Raw genomic sequence first — 15,277 nt, forward strand, 5'->3', positions numbered from 1 at the left:
CCCGGCGGTACGCATCACTTATGCGTGTTAGCTTGAGGTTTTCTCGGGTGTTATCTGTAGGTGGCTCAAGTCTTGTGGTGCTCAGAAGCGGTTGAAGGCGAAACTGGAGAGGTCATGACCAGCCTGTTTTCCCGCAAGCACATCTGCCATGAGGCGCCCAATGGACGGGCCGATACCAAATCCATGGCCAGAAAAGCCGGTGACGATATGCAGGTTTTCGTCCGCAGGAGCGCGGTCGATGACGGGAAGAAAGTCTGGCATGGCGTCGATAAGCCCGCCCCATGCATGGCTCAGTTTTGTGCCTTTTAACTGAGGGAACCTGTCAGCAAACGCAGTTGTCAGTGCGGCCAGTTCCTTTTGGTTTGGCTTGGAGTTGAGTACGCGCATGACTTCAAACGGGCTTGTGTCCGCATCGGTCCAGCGTCGGTTTTGCATCCATTGATCCGGATAGTTCTTTGGTGACCATGGCTTTATCCTAGTGCCTTTGAGGTTTTGGACCATGTTTGGCAGCCATTCCCGCAAATAGCGGAAGGAATCTGGGCCGAGATGATGGGTCTGGTTGTTCTTGAGGGCAATCGTGTAGCCGCCATCCTGACGACGGCGCATGGCAAATGTGTTGTCAGATGCGTTAGCGGGAAAGACATCAGGCACGGCCTGTGTTGCTGCAACCGTCAGCTCAACGGCAAGCTGTGGAAGCTTGAGGCCAGCGTTAGCGGCAAACAGGGATGACCAAGCGCCACCAGCAAGAACAATTTGTTCGGCTTTGATCTCCCCGTGCTCGGTCACTGCTCCAACAACGTTGCCGCCAGACTTTACCAGTGTGCGGACAGCTGTGTTTTCGCAGATGGTTGCGCCAAGGCGTTCTGCTGCTCTGGCGATGCCGAGGGTTGCCTGACCTGGCTCAGCCCGCCCGTCACTGGCGGTATGCATGCCACCAATCCAGCGGCCTTGTTTGCCCTTGATGGCTTCATGCACTTGCGCGCTGGAGATCATGCTGGTGCCAAGATCATATTTACGTCCAAGCTCGACAAACTTCTCAAAGTCCTCCAGATCCCCCCGCTTTTCAGCAAGATAGTAGACGCCGGTGGCGCTGTAACCAAGATCCTCATCAGTCTCTTTGCTCAGTTTTTCCCATAGGTGGCGCGCTTCAATGGAAAGCGGAATTTCTGGTTCGTCACGCCCTTGCTGGCGGATCCAGCCCCAGTTACGGCTAGATTGTTCCCCTGCCACGCGGCCTTTCTCGCAGAGGGTGACTTTGGCACCTTGTTTGGCAAGGTAGTAGGCCGTGCAAACCCCGATGATGCCGCCGCCAATAATGAGCACGCTCGTTTCTGCCGGAAGCTGGCCGTGGAACTGCTGCGGTGTTTTTTCTGAATAAATCACGTTACTAACTCGAAGAACTAAATAAACGGGCCCAGCTCTAACCGCGAGCCGTCAGTGAAACGTCCAAATCTGAAGCGCGTCAGATTATGGCCAGCCGATTTGCCCTGTAACAGGTCTGCCATGATGCGACCAGCAGCGGGGCCAATCCCGAACCCGTGGCCGGAAAATCCTGTGGCGATGAAGACACCCTTTTGTGTAGGCACCTCGTCCATGATCGGAACAAAGTCCGGCATTGCATCGATCATCCCTGCCCAACTCTCGTGCAGTTTCAGACCTTCAAGCTGCGGGAAACGATCGACCAGACGCTCCTGGATCAACTTCAACGCCTGGGCACTTGGGGTGGGGTTGAGCACACGGCAGGTCTCAAACGGCGTTATTTCATTACCAGACCAGCGACGCTTATGCCCCCAAGCATCAGGGTAATTCTTTGGCGGATTCATGCCAAAGGATATACCGGAGTACGAGGCTTTGACTGCGGGAAGCCATTTGAGGAGGTGGCGAAAGGAATCTTTACCGATGTAATGATCATGAATATCGCTGATTGCCAGCGTGTAGCCGCCATCCATTCTTTTGCGCAGGGCAAACAGGTTATCAACTGCGTTACCATCGAAGATATCCGGTGCTGGCCTTGTGGCTGCAACGGTTGCCCGGACGCAGAGTTGAGGCATGGAGACGCCGAGGTTTTGTGCGAATAAAGAGGACCAGGCCCCTGCTGCAATCAATACACGATTTGCTCTAATTGCACCTTTCTCAGTGACAGCTCCTGAGAGCTGACCGCCTTCAAACTCAAGCGTCCTTACGGCACAGTCTTCAACGATCACTGCGCCGCTGCGTTCGGCTGCGCGGCCAATAGCAGGCACGGCAATCCATGGTTCGGCACGGCCATCGCTTGGCGTGACCATGCCGCCAATCCATTTGCCTTCGCGGCCCGGAATGCGGGCGTAGACTTCGTCCTTGCTCAGCAGTCTGGTGTCCAGTTGGTGTTGTTTGGCAAGGTCAAGAAAGGTCTCGTATTCTTTGAGGTCTGCTTCCTTTTCGGCCAGAAAGTAGACACCATGCTGGCGGAAGCCCAGATCCTCGCCCGTCTCCTGCATCAGTTGCTGCCATAAGTGATTGCTTTCCATGCTGATTGGAAGTTCAGCTGCATCCCTGCCCTGCTGGCGTACCCAGCCCCAGTTGCGGCTGGACTGCTCTCCTGCAACACGGCCTTTTTCGCAGAGAGTAACGTTCACACCCCGTTGCGCAAGCCAATAGGCTGTGCAGGTGCCTACGACACCGCCACCGATGATCAGAATATCAGTTTGCTCAGGAAGTTCGCCGAAGAACTGTTTGGGCGTGGAACTGGTGTAAGTCGCCATGACAGCCTCATAGGGTCAGATCTGCAGTTTACGACAGGTTGAGCTTAGCAGGACCTGAATATCACTGCACGAGCCAGTACCTAAACACTTCGTCGACCGTTGGATTAGACCATATTGGCAGGTTAGATTGTGCGTCAACCGGAAACTGGCTTGAGAGTTTCTCGCTCTCAAGCCAGAATATCTTCTACCGTGGAGCCATACGGATGGCGCCGTCGAGACGGATGGTTTCACCATTCAGCATCGGGTTGGTGCAGATGGCTTCGACCAGCTGGGCATACTCTTCCCCACGACCCAGACGGGATGGGAACGGTACTTGCTGGCCAAGGGAGTCCTGCACTTCCTGAGAGAGGCCGCGAAGCATCGGGGTTTCGAAGATACCCGGTGCAACAGTTGTGACACGAATGCCGGACTTGGACAGGTCGCGCGCCACTGGCAGTGTCAGGGCTGCAATGCCGCCTTTGGAGGCTGCATACGCTGCCTGACCGATCTGGCCGTCAAACGCTGCTACGGAGGCGGTGGATACAATCACGCCGCGCTCGCCGTCTTCTGTCAGCGGATCAAGTGTCGCCATGCGTGTTCCTGCAAAGGAGGTACAGCGGAATGAGCCAACGAGGTTGACGTTGATGACCGTTTGGAACATGTCCATTGGGTGCGGTTCACCACGAGATGTGGTCTTTGCAACAGGTGCGATGCCTGCGCAGTTAACAAGGATACGTGTTGGGCCGTGCGCTGCTTCAGCTGCATCCAGACCTGCTGTCACACTGTCATCGCTGGTGACATCCACTTTTACGAAGTGACCACCGATCTCATCAGCGACGGCTTTGCCAGCGTCTTCGTTGACATCAAAAAGGGTTACTTTTACGCCGTGGCTAGCTAATCTGCGTGCGGTTGCCGCGCCAAGACCTGAGGAACCGCCGGTTACTACGGCTGCGATTTTATTATTAAGTAGCATGGAATCCCATCCCGATTCATTTTGTTTGCCCCGCGCTCTTTCAAAGCTCCCGCCAAAATTCTTTGAAAGCAGCGTTACGCTGATCTGCGGGTCGGCGCGAGAAAATAGCTCTCACGCCAAAGCCACAAGGTCTACTTTTCCATTGATTCCTGCAACACACTCAGACTTTAAATCTAACATATTTCCCTTATACCCTTGTCGTAGGGCCATGGAATAAGTTGCCCCGTCTGTGAGGAACCGGGTGGCTTGCACTTTATTGGCCGCTTCCAGCTTTGCTGCACGGTTGACCGCATCTCCAATCACGGTGAATTCCAGACGGTCACGCACGCCAACAACGCCCACGCTTACCGGCCCAGCGGCTACCCCCACTCCGATCTCAAACTTCATGGGCCAACCTGCTGCTTCAAGATCAGCGCTCTCCTCCTCCAGAATGTGGGCAAGCTCAACGCCCGCACGTAGCGCATCAGCGGCGTAGGTCTCACTGTCAGATACCGCGCCAAAGGTGGCTAGGATGCCATCTCCAAGGAACTTGTCGATCTTACCGCCCTCACCCAAAATCACCTTGGCGGCTTTTTGCTGATAGAGGCTCAACACGCGCATGGTGGCTTCGGGAGGCAGTTTGGCGGCGGTTTTTGTAAAGGACCTGATGTCGACGAGGAGGACCGCCACATCTCTGATCTCTCCGGTTCCGGCGCTGAGGCTGCTTTCAGACTCCACGATGGAGTTGGCAACTTCCGGTGTAAAGAAGCGGCTTAAGTCTTTTACCGCGTTCTTCTGGCGGATGGCAGAAAAGAAGGTGCGGCGCGCACGGAGGATCGAAAGAGCAAGCAGAGCGGTCACAGAAAGGATGATGATCAGCTTGTCCAGTTCAGCTCCAATGAGGACGGCTTCCCCCGTGAGGTACTCGACGTAGTTGCGGGTGACTACCGTTGTGCCACCATCGTACATGAGTGCGTAGTACACCAGCCCCAGCCAACCCAATGCTCCGAAAACACCGGTCAGGATCACATATCTTGGGTCAAAGCGCAGGGCACGTAAGGCGATAAACAGGAACAGGTACATCAAGGTCGGAGCCTTGAGGTAGAAGGCAGGATGCTGGTCATACTGGATATGGAAGGAGAATATGAGCCCAACCAGCAAGGCAACGTCCGCCAGGATCGACAGGACGAGATACCAGACCGGCAGCATGGTTTTGAAGGAGACGTAGATTCGAACGAGGGTAAAGACCAGATAACAGGACAAAGCCAGAGGTACGAAATTGAATCCCGTGGATCCCTCAGCACGCGGAGCAATGGCGTATAAAATGGCAAAGAAGATGATGACACCAAGCTGCACGATACCGATCAAGCGCTCGGAAGCGGCTTCCTGACGCGCAACTTCGCGCCGAACACGCAATGGCAACTCACCTTCTGGCGCCTTGGGCCCCAGGATCGCATTCTTTAGCTGCTCATAGAAGCTTGCTTTTGGCTTTTCCTGATATGAGATGCCATGGAATTTTTCGCTCAGGTCCACATTCGGCTTTTTGTCAAAGCCGCGCTTTTTCGAAGGATCAAAATTTTCCGGACCACTTCCAACTGCCACACTCGTCTCCCGTCCCACCACGGCTGTGGCGGTTCTGGTTTGCACGCGATCTCTTCCGATCACTTATGCGCAACGAATGATTGAGCTTATGGTCTGAGCACCATCCCTTCAGCTGCCACGATTGTGCGTGGGTGTATCTGCTGGGCAGCCAGACCAATTTCGTCCAGTTCATCATCCGTGCGCCGTGGATCATGATGAAAGATCACGGGCGTCTTCACGTTGGCGCGCTGGCATATTTCGACCACATGCTCCCATGTGGAATGTCCCCAGCCCTTATATTTAGGGTATTCGGCTGTGGTGTACATCCCATCCTGGATCACAACATCAGCATCACGGATAAACTCAAGGACAGCTGCATCGTGAGGTGCGCTCCCCATTTCGTGATCTGTGATGATGCACATGGACTTACCATTGTACTCCATCCGGTAGCCACAGGCACCACCTGGATGGTTTAGCGCAACAGTTTTGATTATCAGTCCATTGTCTTTCTTCAGGGTGTCACCTGCCCTGAAACTTTTAAAGGAAACAGCACTTAGCGTGTTCGCACCCACTGGAAAAATAGGGGGTGACATGATCCGGCAGATGGTATCCCTTAAATCAAAGGGGTCATTAAAATGGCCCGCCATTGCCCTGATGCAGAAGTTCGGATCGTATGCGGGTTCGAAAAATGGAAGTCCACAAATGTGGTCCAGGTGCGTGTGGGTGAAGAGCAGGTCAATATCCCTGTTATTCCCCTTCATAATCTGAGCCCCGAGATTTCGGGCACCTGAGCCGCAATCGACCATCAACAGAACGTCGCCTGCCCAAACTTCAAAGCAGGTCGTTTCTCCGCCGTATCTAAGGGTCTCGGGACCAGCTGCAGCCGTTGAACCGCGAACACCCCAAATTTTTAGCGAAAACTCGTTCAAGTAATCTGGCCTTTCAAGTCAATGCTTTAAGTCGATGCAGGACGTGCCTGCGCAAGTTCTCTAGTCGTTTTTTCCAATCGCAACGCCAACACGCGCATGATTTCCAGTGAAACCTTCGGAAACTCTGCAATAAGCTTCAGAAAGTCACCTTTCGAAATTGCAAGAACGTATGTTGTACCAATTGACTGCAAGGTCGCGGTGCGGGGAACATCACATAAAATTGCAATTTCACCAATGATGGCATATTGCCCAACCCGCGCAACTTCATTTTCATCAACAAACACAGCAACTTCACCGGAAAGAACGACAAAGGCGCTGTCACCGTCATCACCTTGATGACACAGTAGCTCGCCGTCCTGGAACTCCATCCGGTCGCTGATAAAAGCAAGAAGACGCAGTTTGCTCGGCTCCAGTCCTTCAAAGAGGGGGACGCGGCTTAAAGCTTGAACTTCCGCATCAATTGTCACATTTCCCTCCCAACAGCTTGATCAACATAGTTGAACTCGTAGTAGCAAACTGTGCTACAGCTCACATCATCTCGCCTTTGTTCCACGATATTTGCCATGATTATCTCCCAATAATCCTCCCATTTTCTAAGTGAAGCTTCCTTTCAAATTCCTCAGCAACACTTTCGTTACTTACACCAAACAAAAGAATTTTGTCAGACATCATCTTTTTCAGTTCATCTCTTAAGATCTTGTCGGCTGGTGTCGCACTATTTGCTGTTTCATCGAGAACGTAGATATATGCATTCTTCAAAAGCGCGCGCACAAGGCAGATCAAGCGGCGCTGATGCATGGACAACTTCGCACCAGCAACGCCGACATGATAATCAAAGGCTGCGCGGCGTACCGGTACAATAAGGTCTTTTTCAAGCACGATCTCCTGCAAGACCTGTTGTATCTTCTGGCGCGCGTCGCGTCGGTCAAGCCTTGCGTGACCAAAGATCAAATTGTCTTCAATGCACAAGGTGGTGAGATACTTGTCCGGATCAAAGAACTCAAAGCGGTCACTGTCCTGTCCCACCGTTTCCCTAAACTGAGCCCGGGCGGCGACAAACTTGTCGCGAGTTTCGTCATCCAGAACGCCAAGTCGGTGTTTAGCTGGAATGAGCTTGAGTGCCAGTGCAATTAAGCGGTATCTGTCTACATCCTTCAGTTTTCTGCCTCGTTGGTTCAGTTTTTGCTCGTTCACGATGCGCGAGAAGTGCGGCAGGTCCTCACGGCTGATGAAGGAGTAACTGTTCAACAAGTCGCTATCTGCGCTCACATCAGCAAACAACTCGACCATTGTTGTTGCGATCTCCAGTCCCATCTTGGTCAAAAGCACATCAAACCCGGTTTTTGCTAGGAAGGCGGAGATCTGCGGATCTTCGGGGATATGCTCGATCGTCATGAAGTGTTCTTTGGGGCTGGCGAAGAAAAGGTTCTGCGCCAGAGTGGCAGATTGGTTGAACTTCTCCGGATCCCAGAACTCCACGAGGTTCTGCAGCGCAGTATCAGTTTCGATCCTCTCACGCAGTGCTTTTCGCGCCTCGACCAACTCCAGCATCAAGTCGTCGGTTAACTCACCTGCGCCATTTGGATCAATGACTGTCTCAACACCAAGAAGATAAAGATCGCGCGAGAAGCCCGCCAGTTGGCAGAGTTCGAGGGCTTTTTCTTCCAGTTCGTGCATGGAGCTGGTGTTAGCCTTCTTGTAATCCTCCCAACGCGCTTTCACATCGTAGGTGGGATTTCTGGTCATGTCCGCTTCGCGCAGTTGGCGTTGCCGCTTTTTCAGGTCACTCCCTTCGTAGTCTAATTGCTCCTGAGGCCGGTGGCGCAGGCCATAAAACAAGTTGTCACGAATTGTTCCTGTCCAGACATGCAAGTGCCCTCCGACGTAGGCAATCTGTCGGCCCAATGTGGCTTCTGAAAGGCTCTCGTAATTGGTTCCATTGATGGAGACCGAGCCCGATGTGGGGCTTAACAGCCCAGCTGCCATCTGCAAGAGTTCCGCACGCCCGGACCCGTCAACACCAGAGACAACAAGGGGCTTACCAGGATCAACCGTGAACGAGGCGCCATGCACCTCCTGCCCTGTACCCAGCCCTGACAGGCGCAGCTGGTCGAATTTTAGCCTACCGGAGAGCGTGATGGCTTCATTATCCAGAAGCCGCTCTTTGTCGTAAAGGTCGGGTGGATCGAAGTTCTCAACCACAGTCTGGTATTTGACTGAGACGTCCGCAGTCATCTGATAATAAGTGAGAAGCTCTTTCCAAGGACCCGCCAGATCCTTGTAGGCCGCAATCACCGCAATCAACGCACCGATGCTAAGCTGGCCTTTGATGACCAGATAGCCACCGATAAAGTAGAAGAAGAACGGCGTCAGCTGGTTCATGAAGTTATTGATGAACTTGATGAAGTACTTGCGGTTATAGATATCGAAGCGAATTCGGAAGTTGCGGTAGAGTTTGTCGGAAAGATCCGCCGAGTGCCAGGCAGAGGTGTCGTTGGCATGGATCTCGGAGATACCGGAAATGCTCTCGCCAACCTTATCTGCAATGACCCGCACGTTCTTGACACGCTGGCGGGACAGGCGCACGACCTTTTGCTGGAGTTTTGGGATGATGTAGCCCTGCACCGGATAGAGGGAGATGGCCGCCAGTCCAAGCAAAGGATCCTGTACGAAAATAAAGCCCACTTGAACCACCAACATGCCGCCCTGATAGGCAGGCAGTGCGAAGGCCTCACCGACGAAACCGCCAACATCCTCGACCTCGGCGGTAATCATTGGTATGATCTCCCCCGAGCTGACTTTCTTAAAGTGAGGAAGGCGGAAGCGAAGGACGCGCTGAAACAGCTCAAACCGCAACTGGCGTAGCATCCTCTCACCCAGTCTACCCTTATAGACATTGAGGTAGAGCTTGATGCAGTTGCTCACAACAACAAGAAGCAAAAACAACATGCACAGCACCGCCAGATATTGAATCTGCCCGAGCTGAATACCAAAGAGTTCTACTGGAAAATCGCTACCCTGAATTGCCTCATTGGTAATTTTCTTAGGTAGATCCAGCAGGATGTAACTCACCGGATAGGACAATAAGGTGACTAGAAGAATCGCCACTTGATAGCGGGCCGAGTTCTTCCAGATGAATTGGAAAAGCGTTTTTTCCATGTCCACTCCGATTAAGTTCAGGCCAGTTTCACTCGAACCGAGGCGATGCAATTTGAGCTCTAACTGACGCAAGGAAACATTAGGCTTCAAGATCTTAAAAAAAATGGCACGAAACGACTCATATCCCTTGGATTTTTGGGGTTTTTCCTTGAGTTTAGATGCAGAAATGCAGTTTTGGCCGTTTGCTGGTTGATCTTCTTCGCCAGAGTGATTTGTCGCCTGGATCTATATGCAGCAGATGGAATAAGAAGCGCATGACGATAAAGACGCCAAAAGTTCTGATCTATAGCCACGACACCTTTGGCCTGGGCCATTTGCGACGGTGCCGGACAATTGCCCAATCTCTTGTCGGTGCTTTTCCAGAGATGTCCGTTCTTATCCTTTCCGGTTCTCCCATCATTGGCAGCTTTGAGTTTCGCTCCCGCGTTGATTTTGTCCGCATTCCCGGGGTGATCAAGCTGCGCAGCGGCGAATACACGTCGCTTTCCTTGCAGCTGCACATCAATGAGACGATTGCTATCCGTTCCTCCATCATCGAGCATACGGCCAAGGTGTTTAAACCTGATATCTTCATCGTTGATAAGGAGCCGTTGGGACTGCGCGGTGAGGTTCTACCCACCCTCCAATATCTTAAGGGGCAAAAAACACATATGGTTCTGGGCCTTCGTGATGTGATGGATGACCCACATGTTTTGAAGGAAGAGTGGCTGCGCAAGCGCGCCTTTCCTGCACTTAATGATCTTTACGACGAGATTTGGATATACGGCCCTTCAGTGATGAACAACCCGCTGGATGGGCTTGGCTTTGACCAATCTGTGATGGATAAGACGATGTTCACCGGATACCTGCGCCGTTCAATGCCAAGCTCAGTTCAGGACTTCACCTCCCCGTTTGACGGCACACCATATGTGCTTGTGACACCCGGTGGTGGCGGAGACGGCGTGGAGCTGGTCGATTGGGTTATGAGAGCCTATGAGGCACGGATGCGGCCGTTGTTCCCTGCACTCATCGTGCTCGGGCCGTTCATGGGCAAGGTGGATATGGAGGCATTCACAACGCGTGCATCGCATTTGCGGGATGTGGAAATCATACGATTTACACCCCAACTTGAGCCGTACATGGCTAATGCCACGGCAGTCATTGGCATGGGCGGATACAACACCTTCTGTGAAGTCCTGTCGTTTGATAATCCGGCTTTGTTGGTGCCGCGTGTTGTGCCGCGCAGAGAGCAGGCTATCCGCGCTGAGCAAGCCCAGAAGCTTGGTCTTGCGCAGATGCTTCCGATCGATTCCTATCCGAGCGTGGAACTGATGGTGAAGGCCCTTGCCAACCTGCCGTTCATCGCCCCACCCTCCCATGCCCACTCTGAGAACTATCTTGGCGGGCTTGATGTAATCAATCACAGGACCGCTGAAATTCTTGGCATAGACGCGCAACATCTTTCTAAGCAGTTCCAACCACCTGAGGGTGTAAAACTGAAGCGCAGTGCGAGGTAATGATGAACACTGGTCGTATTGCAGTTGTTGTCAAAGGGTATCCGCGCTTGTCCGAGACCTTTATTGCTCAGGAAATATTTGGTCTTCAGGAACGCGGCATTGGACAGCTGATTGTTGCTTTGCGCCACCCTTATGATCCTTACATTCATGAGGTTCATAAGAAGATCACGGCAGAAGTCCTGTATCTCACCGAATATCTGAAGGATGACCCGCCCCGTGTGAAGCAAGCGGTGATATGGGCAAAGAAGCAGCCAACTTATGGGGCAGCCAGAGCCCGTTTTGAGGCTGATCTGAAACACAAGCGGAATGCAGAACGGTTTCGTCGCTGGGGGCAAGCGTGCGTGATGGCCCATGAGCTGCCCGCGGATGTTAATTGGATCCACACGCATTATCTGCACAGCCCGTGCACCGTTGCCCGTTATGCGGCCATGCTATCAGGTCGGCGCTGGTCATTTTCAGCCCATGCAAAGGACATCTGGACCACAGAGCGATGGGAGCTTGAGACAAAGCTCGCCGATGCTGACTGGGGTGTAACCTGTACCAAGGCCAACCTCGCCTATCTTCGCTCCCTTTGCGCTAATCCGGAGAAGATTAATCTTGTATATCATGGTCTAGATTTTTGCGGATTTCCTGAGGCTCCGCGTCCTGCGAGGTTACGTGATGGAACGGGCCCGGACTGCGTACAGATCATCTCTGTTGGGCGGCTGGTCGCAAAAAAGGGCTATGACATCTTGTTGCGTGCACTCAGTCAGTTACCCAAGGGCCTTAACTGGCATTTTACACAGATCGGCGGAGGTGAGCTGTCGCTGAGCCTTGAGGAGCTTGCGGCCAAACTTGGATTGAACGACCGTATCTCATGGTTGGGGGCGCAGCCCAGAACCAAGGTGTTGCAGGAGATGGAAAAGGCTGACATCTTTGCTCTTGCCTGCCGTGTTACCCAAACCGGTGACCGGGACGGGTTGCCCAATGTTGTGATGGAAGCACAAGCCATGTCATTGCCGTGTGTTTCAACTGACGTGTCCGCTCTGCCTGAAATCATTGAAGATGGCAGGACGGGTCTGCTGTGTCCTTCGGAGGATGTAGGATCAGTTGCTGAGGCCCTGCGGTCTTTGATTACGCAACCCGCTGAGCGAGAGAGGATCGGACGCAATGCATTTGAAAGCGTGCATCAGCGTTTCAGTGCCTCCCCCGGGTTCGATTTTCTGGAAGAAAAATTTTCGAGAAGCCTGGAGCTTTGTTCATGAAAGTAGCCTTTACAGCTCCCATGAAACCAATCGACCATCCTGTACCTTCCGGGGACCGGACGATGGGACGGTTAATTGTGCGAGCTTTGAGACTGGCTGGCCATGAGGTCGAAGTCGCATCGTCGTTTCGCAGCTGGCGCGCCCACGGGGGCGAGGACGTCACACGCGAAGTGAAGGAGCTTGCACTCGCAGAGGCAAAAACAATTGCCGAACAGTGGATTGAACGCGGTGATGTGCCGGATGTGTTTCTCACTTACCACCTTTACCATAAGGCGCCGGATTGGATTGGGCCGTATCTGTGTGCCAAGTTCAACATTCCTTATGTGGTGGTTGAGGCCAGCCGTGCGCCGAAGCGGCAGTCCGGCAACTGGGCGCTCGGTTTCAATGCTGCTGATGCCGCTCTCGCTCAGGCGAGCCAAGTGGTGGCGCTCACCAACTCGGATGCGCTGTGTCTGAAAGAGGTATTGAACGAAGATGTTCTAACCGTGCTTCCTCCGTTTGTGGAAACAGCGAAGTTTGAGGTTAGTCACAGCGTCACTAAAGGCTCGGCAGATGGCAAGATCCGACTTCTTTGTGCCGGAATGATGCGTGAAGGTGATAAGCAGTTTTCTTACATGGTTCTTGCTGCTGCACTGAAGCAGATTGCCGATTTGCCATGGCGGTTAACCATTGCTGGCGACGGGCCTGCACGCGGAGAGATCGAACCGCTGTTTGACCGAGAGCGCATCGACTTTGTCGGGCTCATCCCGTGGCAGGAGATGCCGAAGCTCTATCGGTCTCACGACGTATTCGTTTGGCCTGCCGTTCGGGAGGCGTTTGGTTTCGTATTTCTGGAAGCGCAATGCTGCGGACTACCCGTCGTTGGCGGACGCGTTTTTGGTGTGCCAGACATTGTTGATGAAGGCAGGACCGGCTTACTCTCTGATGAAGGTGATGCCTCAGCCTTGGCAAAGAATATAGCATATCTCATTAATAACACAGACAAGCGCGAAGAAATGGGTCTTGCAGCTGTCGAGAACATTCACGAAAACCATAGTCTGGAAGCTGGAGCGAGAGGGCTCGACAAAGTGCTAAAGGCCGCGATTGACCACCATCGGTTTAAACGGAGAGTACAAGGGGGCTGATGATGAAAGCCTTCATCCATGTTCAACATCTGCTGGGTTCTGGCCATATTGTACGTGCAGTCGCGCTGGCCAAAGCTCTGGCGCGTCAGGGGTTTACAGTGACGCTGGCAACCGGCAACCGGGTACCAGCAACCGTTAATTGCGATGGTCTGACTGTGGTCCAGTTGCCAATCGTGCGTGCTGCGGATGCCAAATTCGATGTTTTGCTTGACGCGGATGACAGGCCGGTTGACGAGGCATGGTGGGAGAAACGCATTGCTGCAACGCTTGCTGCCTTCACATCAGAGCAATTTGATCTGCTGATCACCGAGACGTATCCCTTTGGGCGCAGAATGTTCGCTGCGGAGATGACACGTCTTCTTGAGTGTGCTGGCAGTATGGTTTCTCCGCCTTGGGTGGTGTGCTCAGTGCGCGATATTCTGGTGCGCAAGGACGAAGCCTGGAAAGAGGAGTGGATGGCCTCACAGGCGAGCGCGTTTTATGACCGGATTCTCGTCCACTCAGACCCGCGTCTCATTACGTTTGATGATAGCTTTCCATTCACCAAGCGTGTGAACTCACATATTCGCTATACAGGCTATATCAGAGATGATCGGTCCACGTTGGCTACATCATCCGACGGTGAAGATGAGGTCATTGTTTCTTGCGGGGGTGGCGCTGTTGGCTCAGCGCTGTTGCAGGCTGCACTTTCTGCACGCAACCATATGCCGCCGGGCCTTACGGATAAATGGCGTGTGCTTGTGGGACAGGGTCTTCCCGAAGCTGAGTTTCAAAAGCTGTTGCGGTACTCGTCGTCCAAGTTTGTGATCGAACGGGCACGAAAAGATTTTCCGGCACTTTTGAAGAATGCCAAGCTCTCCATTTCGCAAGCTGGCTATAACACCGTGGTTGATATTCTGCGCGCAGGTGTTCCGTCGGTTCTGGTGCCATTTGCCCAGGAAGCAGAGACAGAGCAAACCCAACGTGCACTTAGTTTGATGAAGCACCATCGGGCAGTCGCTGTTCCTGAAAAGGTCCTTAGCGCCAAAACGCTGGCTCAAGCTGCTGAGAAGGCTCTTTCCCTTCCAGCACCGGACTTACGTGTCGCTCTTAATGGAGCGGAGGTTGCTGCTCAAGTCCTTGCTGCGGACCTTGGGATGGAGACGCCCACAGATACTTCATTCGGGATCATTTGGGAAAGGAATGTTTCGCGTGACCTCTAACTCTGAATTAGTCGTTGCACCTGTTTCAGATCAAAGCCTACATTCCACGACAAGCCGCCAGCACTTTGAAGAGCAACTTATTTCGCACCTTAACTGGTTCCACGAGCGCGGCCGTCAGGTCAGATTCTGGTGGCGTGACGATGATGCGGTCGCGCCCACGCCCGCGCTTGAGACATTGCTCAACCTTTCAGAGGAATTTGGTATCCCTCTATCCCTCTCCGTCATTCCAAAATATGCGGAAGAAGAACTGGCCCGGCGGCTCAAGAGCACATCAGCCGTTCATGTACTGCATCATGGGTGGCAACATAAGAACTATCAGGATAAATCACGCGAGGAGAAATCCAGCGAATTTGGATGGCGTCGGTCTGCTCAGGACCTAACAAGAGAACTTGTCGAGGGCAAACAGACCTTACAGGAATTGTTCGGGTCGCGCTTTGTGCCGCTGTTTGTGCCTCCCTGGAACCGGATTGCACCGCCAGCGGTACATCTTCTCCAGCAGCAAGGTGGTTATGGCCTTTCAGCCTTCACGTGGATGAATCACTTTCGCATGCCTCACGTGCAAAGCCATGTCGATATTATCGAATGGAGGAAGGACAAACACTTCATTGGTTGGGACTGTGCCCGCAAGAGGTTGGACTTGGAACTGTGCAGGCGCCGAACAAACTCAACCGATCCTATTGGATTACTGTCCCATCACCTGGACCACGGCAACGGCTGCTCGAACTTTCTTGAGGTGTTCTTCAAACTCACCTCAGACCATCCCGCTGTACGATGGCTGAGTTCTAAAGAGCTTCTTAATGAGGCGAGAAAGAATTTCAATCAGGCTTCCGAAGTTAGCTAAGCGACGTGGGTCGGACCTCGCTTTCATTG

The 15,277-nt window shown here is 53.0% G+C and carries 12 protein-coding genes; 5 read left to right on the forward strand and 7 right to left on the reverse strand.

All coding sequences use genetic code 11. The features are described 5' to 3' along the window. Window positions 1-81 precede the first annotated feature (81 nt). From IE076_RS01955 to IE076_RS01985, 7 genes are all read right to left on the reverse strand, one after another. Window positions 82-1,383 carry an NAD(P)/FAD-dependent oxidoreductase gene (locus IE076_RS01955; RefSeq protein ID WP_189434875.1) on the reverse strand — a complete coding sequence of 434 codons (1,302 nt, stop codon included), beginning with the start codon at window positions 1,381-1,383 and terminating at the stop codon, window positions 82-84. Window positions 1,384-1,400: 17 nt separating this feature from the next. After that, window positions 1,401-2,741 carry an NAD(P)/FAD-dependent oxidoreductase gene (locus IE076_RS01960; RefSeq protein ID WP_189434877.1) on the reverse strand — a complete coding sequence of 447 codons (1,341 nt, stop codon included), beginning with the start codon at window positions 2,739-2,741 and terminating at the stop codon, window positions 1,401-1,403. Between the two features lie 184 nt (window positions 2,742-2,925). Then, complete coding sequence (locus IE076_RS01965; protein ID WP_189434879.1) at window positions 2,926-3,693, reverse strand: SDR family NAD(P)-dependent oxidoreductase; 768 nt, start codon at window positions 3,691-3,693, stop codon at window positions 2,926-2,928. Window positions 3,694-3,804: 111 nt separating this feature from the next. After that, entirely contained in the window at window positions 3,805-5,274 is a 1,470-nt protein-coding gene (locus IE076_RS01970) for an adenylate/guanylate cyclase domain-containing protein (RefSeq protein WP_189434881.1), read from the reverse strand. An 86-nt stretch (window positions 5,275-5,360) separates the two neighbouring features. Then, on the reverse strand, window positions 5,361-6,182 hold the full coding sequence (locus IE076_RS01975; RefSeq protein ID WP_189434883.1) for an MBL fold metallo-hydrolase: 822 nt from the start codon (window positions 6,180-6,182) through the stop codon (window positions 5,361-5,363). A 26-nt stretch (window positions 6,183-6,208) separates the two neighbouring features. Continuing rightward, window positions 6,209-6,649: a cyclic nucleotide-binding domain-containing protein gene (locus tag IE076_RS01980; protein ID WP_189434885.1), complete on the reverse strand. Its 441-nt coding sequence runs from the start codon at window positions 6,647-6,649 to the stop codon at window positions 6,209-6,211. A gap of 100 nt (window positions 6,650-6,749) precedes the next feature. Then, the gene (locus tag IE076_RS01985) at window positions 6,750-9,341 is read right to left on the reverse strand and encodes an ABC transporter ATP-binding protein/permease (protein ID WP_189434888.1); all 2,592 of its coding nucleotides are present in this window, start codon (window positions 9,339-9,341) and stop codon (window positions 6,750-6,752) included. Between the two features lie 254 nt (window positions 9,342-9,595). Here IE076_RS01985 and IE076_RS01990 point away from each other — a divergent pair, with 254 nt between their 5' ends. From IE076_RS01990 to IE076_RS02010, 5 genes are read left to right on the forward strand one after another with little or no spacing between them, the layout of a single operon-like run. After that, window positions 9,596-10,837, forward strand: a complete 1,242-nt coding sequence (locus IE076_RS01990; protein WP_189434890.1) for a glycosyltransferase family protein — start codon at window positions 9,596-9,598, stop codon at window positions 10,835-10,837. A 2-nt stretch (window positions 10,838-10,839) separates the two neighbouring features. Beyond that, window positions 10,840-12,081, forward strand: a complete 1,242-nt coding sequence (locus tag IE076_RS01995; RefSeq protein ID WP_189435583.1) for a glycosyltransferase family 4 protein — start codon at window positions 10,840-10,842, stop codon at window positions 12,079-12,081. Continuing rightward, complete coding sequence (locus tag IE076_RS02000; RefSeq protein WP_189434892.1) at window positions 12,078-13,205, forward strand: glycosyltransferase family 4 protein; 1,128 nt, start codon at window positions 12,078-12,080, stop codon at window positions 13,203-13,205. The genes IE076_RS01995 and IE076_RS02000 overlap by 4 nt, the downstream gene beginning before the upstream one ends. Beyond that, window positions 13,205-14,407 (forward strand): glycosyltransferase family protein, encoded by a 1,203-nt coding sequence (locus IE076_RS02005; protein ID WP_209008757.1) that lies wholly within the window; start codon window positions 13,205-13,207, stop codon window positions 14,405-14,407. Before IE076_RS02000 ends, IE076_RS02005 begins: the two co-directional genes overlap by 1 nt. Next, window positions 14,388-15,248 carry a polysaccharide deacetylase family protein gene (locus tag IE076_RS02010; protein WP_189434894.1) on the forward strand — a complete coding sequence of 287 codons (861 nt, stop codon included), beginning with the start codon at window positions 14,388-14,390 and terminating at the stop codon, window positions 15,246-15,248. The genes IE076_RS02005 and IE076_RS02010 overlap by 20 nt, the downstream gene beginning before the upstream one ends. The last annotated feature ends 29 nt before the right edge of the window (window positions 15,249-15,277 follow it).

This window comes from Pseudovibrio japonicus, from assembly GCF_014651595.1.
Classification (GTDB): Bacteria; Pseudomonadota; Alphaproteobacteria; order Rhizobiales; family Stappiaceae; genus Pseudovibrio; species Pseudovibrio japonicus.

Excerpts from the sequence above, each read along its gene's own strand:
- IE076_RS01960 (WP_189434877.1), bottom strand. The coding sequence starts at position 2,741 with ATGGCGACTTACACCAGTTCCACGCCCAAACAGTTCTTCGGCGAACTT.
- IE076_RS01965 (WP_189434879.1), bottom strand. The coding sequence starts at position 3,693 with ATGCTACTTAATAATAAAATCGCAGCCGTAGTAACCGGCGGTTCCTCA.
- IE076_RS01985 (WP_189434888.1), bottom strand. The coding sequence starts at position 9,341 with ATGGAAAAAACGCTTTTCCAATTCATCTGGAAGAACTCGGCCCGCTAT.
- IE076_RS01990 (WP_189434890.1), top strand. The coding sequence starts at position 9,596 with ATGACGATAAAGACGCCAAAAGTTCTGATCTATAGCCACGACACCTTT.
- IE076_RS01995 (WP_189435583.1), top strand. The coding sequence starts at position 10,840 with ATGAACACTGGTCGTATTGCAGTTGTTGTCAAAGGGTATCCGCGCTTG.
- IE076_RS02000 (WP_189434892.1), top strand. The coding sequence starts at position 12,078 with ATGAAAGTAGCCTTTACAGCTCCCATGAAACCAATCGACCATCCTGTA.
- IE076_RS02005 (WP_209008757.1), top strand. The coding sequence starts at position 13,205 with ATGATGAAAGCCTTCATCCATGTTCAACATCTGCTGGGTTCTGGCCAT.
- IE076_RS02010 (WP_189434894.1), top strand. The coding sequence starts at position 14,388 with ATGTTTCGCGTGACCTCTAACTCTGAATTAGTCGTTGCACCTGTTTCA.